The 5,849-nt window shown below is 75.4% G+C and carries 5 protein-coding genes; 4 read left to right on the forward strand and 1 reads right to left on the reverse strand.

The window, feature by feature from the left end; genetic code table 11:
• From ADY01_RS31615 to ADY01_RS31630, 4 genes are all read left to right on the forward strand, one after another.
• Window positions 1-1,454, forward strand: a 1,454-nt coding sequence (locus ADY01_RS31615; protein WP_234320489.1) for a glycoside hydrolase family 27 protein, incomplete at its 5' end; no start/stop codon positions are given.
• Window positions 1,455-1,606: 152 nt separating this feature from the next.
• Entirely contained in the window at window positions 1,607-2,989 is a 1,383-nt protein-coding gene (locus tag ADY01_RS31620) for a hypothetical protein (protein ID WP_234320490.1), read from the forward strand.
• Window positions 2,990-3,015: 26 nt separating this feature from the next.
• A complete protein-coding gene (locus ADY01_RS31625; RefSeq protein ID WP_234320491.1) occupies window positions 3,016-3,504 on the forward strand; it encodes an RNA polymerase sigma factor in 489 nt (162 codons plus the stop codon).
• Window positions 3,485-4,396, forward strand: coding sequence for a DUF4232 domain-containing protein (locus tag ADY01_RS31630; protein WP_049580160.1), 912 nt, complete (start codon window positions 3,485-3,487; stop codon window positions 4,394-4,396). Before ADY01_RS31625 ends, ADY01_RS31630 begins: the two co-directional genes overlap by 20 nt.
• Window positions 4,397-5,051: 655 nt before the next feature.
• On the opposite strand, the gene ADY01_RS31635 is transcribed toward ADY01_RS31630, so the two are convergent.
• Window positions 5,052-5,849, reverse strand: a 798-nt coding sequence (locus ADY01_RS31635) for an aminotransferase class V-fold PLP-dependent enzyme (RefSeq protein ID WP_049580161.1), incomplete at its 5' end; no start/stop codon positions are given.

A 5,849-nucleotide genomic window follows, 5' to 3' on the forward strand; every position in this document is an offset into this window, starting at 1 on the left:
GCCCCCGAGCGGCCCGCCCACCCCCCGCGGCACTGATCCCGACCGTCCCCACCGTTCTCACCATCACCGCCATTCCCACCATCCCCACCGGAGGTCGCACCATGTCCTTCCGACGCAGCCTGCGCAGACTCCTGATCCCCCTCACCGCCGCCTCCCTCGCCGTCGTGGCCCTTCCCGCCCAGCCGGCGCTGGCCAAGAGCGACTTCACCGACCGGCCGTTCATGGGCTGGAGCAGCTGGAGCGTCCAGTCCTCGACCCACGAGGGCTACGGACAGAACTGGCTCAACGAGGAGAACGTCAAGCGCGCCGCCGACGGCGTCGCCACCCACCTCGCCTCGGCGGGCTACGAGTACGTCAACATGGACGCCGGCTGGAACGCCACGCTGGAGTGGGACTTCCACACCGACGCCAGCGGCATCCCGAACGCCGACCCGGCGCGCTTCCCCAACGGCATCACCGAGGTCATCGACTACATCCACGGCAAGGACCTCAAGGCCGGGCTCTACGCCGCCGCCGGCCTGGAGAAGGAGGTCTACGAGAAGAACGCGCCGATCGAGGGCGCGCCCGGCTGCTTCACCGGCGACATCGCCGTCCAGCCGCTCACCCCGACCAACATGTGGGGTGGCAACTGGAAGATCGACTACGACAACCCCTGCGCGCAGGAGTACATCAACTCCATCGCCGACCGCTTCGCCTCCTGGGGCGTCGACTTCGTCAAGATCGACGGCACCACCGAGGAGAACGTCGCCGACATCGCCGCCTGGTCCGAGGCCATCGACCAGTCCGGGCGCACCATGTGGCTGACCGCGAGCGCCTGGCCCGTTCCCCACGCCGCCGCCGGGCCCCTGCGCCCGCACGCCAACAGCGTGCGCGTCGACACCGACGTGGAGTGCTACTGCGACACCCTCTCCACCTGGGAGAGCTCCGCCGACAACCGGTGGGAGGACCTGCCGGCGTGGCTCGGCGACGTGGAGCCCAACTACTGGCCCGACCTGGACACCATGCCGATCAGCAACAACACGGGTCAGGGCATCCAGGACGGGCTGAACGACACCGAGCGGCAGAGCGTGATGACCTTCTGGTCCATGGCCTCCTCGCCGCTCTACGCCGGGGGCGATCCGGCCAACCTCGACGAGACGGCCGTCTCCATCCTCACCAACCCCGAGGTCGTCGCGGTCAACCAGGCCGGGCGCCTGCCCGTCCAGGTCGAGGACGGGACGCTCCAGCAGTGGGTCAAGGAGATGCCCGACGGCAGCCTGGCCGTCGCGGTGTACAACCTGGGCTCGGAAGCCGCCGACATCACCGTGGACTTCGGCGACGTCGGGGCCGAACGCCGCCAGCAGGTCCGCGACCTCGCCGCCCGCGCCGACCTCGGCAGGGCCCATCGGTCCTGGACGGCGGAGGACGTCCCGCCGCACGGCTCGCGCATCGTCCAGCTCACTCCGGCCCGCTGACGCCGGCGGGCTGACGCCGGGGCTGCGGGTCGGCGGGCCGCGTTCAGGGCTCGACCGGCCTGTTGCCGAGCTGTGACAACCGATGAGGCGGCCGCGGGGTCGATGCGGTGTCGCGCGCCACGCGCACCGTTCGACAGAAAGCGAGCCGCCTCATGGGTTCCCCGCCGCACCACCACCGGGACCGGCAGCCCTCCTCCGACGGACAGCCCTACCCCGGCCGGTACGACGCCGGCCGGTACGACGCCGACCGGGGGCACGGCGCGGCGCGGCACCGGCGGCGGGGCCGCAGGGCGTTCCTGCGGCTGGGAGCCCTCGGGCTCCTGGGCGCCGGCGGCTACGCCGTCACCCGGTACGTCCAGGGCTCGGACGGCTCGGCGAACGCGGTCGGGCGGCCCGGCGGAACGGGCGGGGCCGGGGAGGACCCGTCGACCGGGGCCGACCAGCCGCCCAGCCTCGACCACCCGCGGCTCATAGGCGACGGCTCCACGGCCGACACCGGGCCCCAGCCCCACCAGCCGGAGCCGCGCCGCCTCGCGCCGGGGGAGACGCCCCCGCAGTTCGTCGTCGTCTCCTGGGACGGCGCCGCGGCGCTCGGCGACGGCCTCTTCGAGCGCTTCCTCGGCCTGGCGCGGGAGATCGAGGCGTCGATGACGTTCTTCCTCTCCGGCCTCTACCTGCTGCCCGAGGCCAGGGCGGGCGACTACCTGCCGCCGCGCAACGCCCCGGGCGCCTCCGACATCGGCTACCTCAGCGACCCGCACATCCGCGAGACGCTGGTGAACCTGCGGGCGGCCTGGCTCGACGGCCACGAGATCGGCACCCACTTCAACGGCCACTTCTGCGCCGGGCCGGGATCCGTCGAGCACTGGACCCCCGAGGAGTGGCGCAGCGAGATCGACCAGGCCATGGCGTTCGTCACCGAGTGGCGTACCAACACCGGACTCGACGACCTCGACCCGCTGCCGTTCGACTACACCAGGGAGCTGGTCGGCGGGCGCACGCCCTGCCTGCTCGGCCAGGCGAACCTCGCCCCCACCGCCGCCGCGCTCGGCTGGCGCTATGACGCCAGCTCGCCCGGCGGCCTCCAGCGCTGGCCGACCCGCGTCGAGGGGCTGTGGGACTTCCCGCTCCAGACGGTGCCGTTCCCCGGTCACGGCTTCGAGGTGCTGACCATGGACTACAGCATGCTCGCCAACCAGTCGGGAGGCGCGACCGACGGCGACCCCGCGATGCACACGACCTGGCGGGACGAGGCGAGGGGCGCGTTCCTCGCCGGGTTCGAGCGGGCGTACGCTTCCAATCGCGCCCCCCTGTTCATCGGCAATCATTTCGAGCAGTGGAACGGCGGCATCTACATGGACGCGGTGGAGGACGCGCTGCGGGAGATGGCGAGCCGCCAGGACGTGCGTTTCGTCTCGTTCCGTCAGCTCTGTGACTGGCTGGAGGTCCAGGACCCGCGGGTGCTCGACCAGCTGCGGGCGCTGGGGGTGGGGGAGACCCCGGCGGCGGGATGGGAGTCGGTGGTGACGGTGTAGCGGGGGCCGGTCGTGAGGGCGGAGACGTGAGCGGGGAGCGGGAAGCCGAGGAGCTCTTCGAGGACTTCTACCCCCGGCTGGCCGGCTGGTGCCGCGGCCTGGTGGACAGCGACGCCGCCGCCCACGACATCGCCTCCGAGGCGTTCACCCGGCTGTGGTCCCGCTGGTCCACGGTGCGGCGTCCCGAGTCCTACCTGTTCAGCGTGGCCGCCAACCTGGTCAAGGACCACTGGCGGGGCCGCGAGCGGGAACGCCACGCCGCCCGGCGCGCGAGCGCCGGCACCAGCGAGCACGCCCCCGCCGCCGACCAGGGCGTGGACCTGCGCAGCCTGGTCGAGTCCCTGCCCGACCGGCTGCGCGTGCCGGTCCTGCTGTACTACTACGCCGGCCTTCCGGTGGACGAGATCGCCTCGGCCCTCCACCGCAGACCGGGAACCGTCAAGAGCGACCTTCACCAAGCCCGACAACGGCTCCGGAGCGCATTGAGGGGACTGCATGACATCACGACGACATGACCCGCGCGACACCCCGGGCGGGCCGAACGGTCCCGAACGGCCGGGGGAGGCCGAACCGTCCGAGCTCGCCGAGGTGTTCGCGGCGCGCGTGACCCCGCTGGCCCCGCCGCCCGGCGCGTTCGCCGCCGTGCGCCGCCGCGCCGCGACCAGGCGCCGGGGCCGGGTGCTCGCCGCCGCCGCGGCGGCGGCCGTCTGCCTGGCCGGTTCCACGACCCTGATCGCCATGACCCGCGAGACCGGCGGCCCCCTGGGCACCCCCGCCGCGTCCGGCCCCTCGCACGGCGCGACGACGGACCTGGCGCCCACCGGACAGGACGGCGGCGAGGGCCCCGGGGGCGAGGCCGGGGAGGCCGGGGAGCCCTCCGCCTCGCCCGGGGGGACGCCGACCGAGGAGGTGACCACCGAGGGGCAGCCGGCCGAGCCCCCCGGGGACGGGTCGTCGGTGGAGGCCGCCGGCTGCGCGACCGACGCGCTCGCCGTCGAGGTCGGCGCGGCCGACGCGGGCGCGGGATCGATGACGCTGCCGCTGGCGTTCACCAACGAGGGCGAGACCACCTGCGCGCTCACCGGCTGGCCCGGGGTCTCCCTGGCCGAGGAGGGCGGCACGGCCGGCGGGGCGGGGATCGGCAGCCCGGCGGCGCGCGGCGAGGAGGCGGGCCCCGCCGTCCGCGTCGAGCTCGCGCCCGGCGCCACCGCCCAGGCCGACCTTCGGGTGACCCGCGCCGAGAACCACCCCGCCGAGGACTGCGACCCCGTCCCCGCCGGCGGCCTGCGCGTCTACCCGCCCGACGAGACCGCCGCCGTCTTCCTCCCCCGGGAGGGGCTGACCGGCTGCCGGAACGAGGGCGTCACCCTCCTCACCGTGACCGTGCTCCACCCGCCCTCACCCTGACGGCCCGCGGGGCACGAGTCGGCGCGCGACGCGCGCACGATGCCTCGCGCGCCTCGCCCGCCGTGCGCCCCCATCGACCGCCGCGGCCGACCGGCCGCGGCAACGCGAACCCGGCCAGGACGGCACCGCTCGCAGGGGCTCGGCGGAGGAGGACCGGTGCGCCGCCGGCGGCAGCCGCGTGGACCCGCTCGGCGGGTGCTCGCCCTCGCGGATGACCTGTCCGGCGCGGTGGAGGTGGCCGCCGTCCCCCTCTCGCGTACAACGCGCAGCCGTGTGGTGCTCGACGCGCACCACGGCTCCGCGCCACCCGGGTGAGACCACCGTGGCCGACCTCGACTGCCGCCACCTTCCGCCCGGCGGAAGCCCCGTCGCTGCAGGCCACGGCCGACTCCCTGCGCCGCGGCAACCTCGCCGCCCTCGCCGGGGCGTCGACCGAACGCGGCCACCCGGCCGTCGCCACCACCGCCCTGCCCGTCGCCGGACGCGTCGTGCCCGGCCGCACCGTTCACCTGGGCGGCATCCCGCTCCACCGGACCGGCGCCCGGCGCGTCGAGCCGACCCCGCCGCCGCGCTCGCTCGCCGCGGCCTTCGCCCCGGTCCCCGTCGCCCCCGTCGGCCTCCCCACCGTCCGCGCCGGGGTGCGCGCGCCTGGCTGTCAGCAGCCGGTCCTCGGGGTCCCCGGGTCGGGAGCCGGGTGGGCGGCCAGGTCGGCGCAGACGTTCAGCAGGCGGTCCACGTCCGCCGCGTTGGTCGCGATCCCCACCGACGCGCGCAGCGCGCCCTGCGCCCGCACCGCGAGCAGCCTCAGATACGCGTCCGCGTCGGCGGGCCTGCCCCGGCCCAGGGCCCGGCGGACGGTCTCCGGGCCGATGTCGTTGGCCAGTTCGGTCACCCCCGGGTTGCAGAAGCAGCCCGACCGCACGTCGACACGGGCCGCGGCCGCCGCCGCGAGCCCGACCCGTTCGTCGATCACCGAGCCGTCCCGGCGCAGCAGGTTGAACGCGACCGCGGGTCCTCGGCCCGCGAGCCCTTCGGGCCCGAGCACCCGCACCGCGGGCTCGCCCCCCGGGTGCCGCAGCGCGCCGAGGCCGTCGAGCAGCCGCCCGGTCAGCGTCGCCGTGTGCGCGGCCACCGCCGGCTGCCCGACCGCCCCGAACCAGGCGACCGCGGCGGTCACATCGGGCAGCACCAGGAACGGCGGCGTCCCGTCCTCGAAGCGCTCGGGCACCGGCGCGGACAGGTGCCAGTCGGTCCGCGCGGACGACGCGAGCACCGTTCCCCCGGCGAACCACGGCCTGCGCAGCCCCTCCAGCGCGTCCCGGCGCGCCACCAGGCAGCCGACCCCCGAGGGATACCCCGTGATCTTGTACCAGGACAGCGGAACGAAGTCCGCGGGCGTCTCGGCCAGGTCCACCCGCCCCGTCGGCGCGTACGCCGCCGCGTCCAGCAGCGC

The sequence above is a fragment of the Streptomyces sp. SBT349 genome, assembly GCF_001083795.1.
Classification (GTDB): domain Bacteria; phylum Actinomycetota; class Actinomycetes; order Streptomycetales; family Streptomycetaceae; genus Streptomyces.

Bases quoted from the DNA above. Each gene is read 5' to 3' on its own strand.
- ADY01_RS31620 (WP_234320490.1), top strand. From the start codon at position 1,607: ATGGGTTCCCCGCCGCACCACCACCGGGACCGGCAGCCCTCCTCCGAC.
- ADY01_RS31630 (WP_049580160.1), top strand. From the start codon at position 3,485: ATGACATCACGACGACATGACCCGCGCGACACCCCGGGCGGGCCGAAC.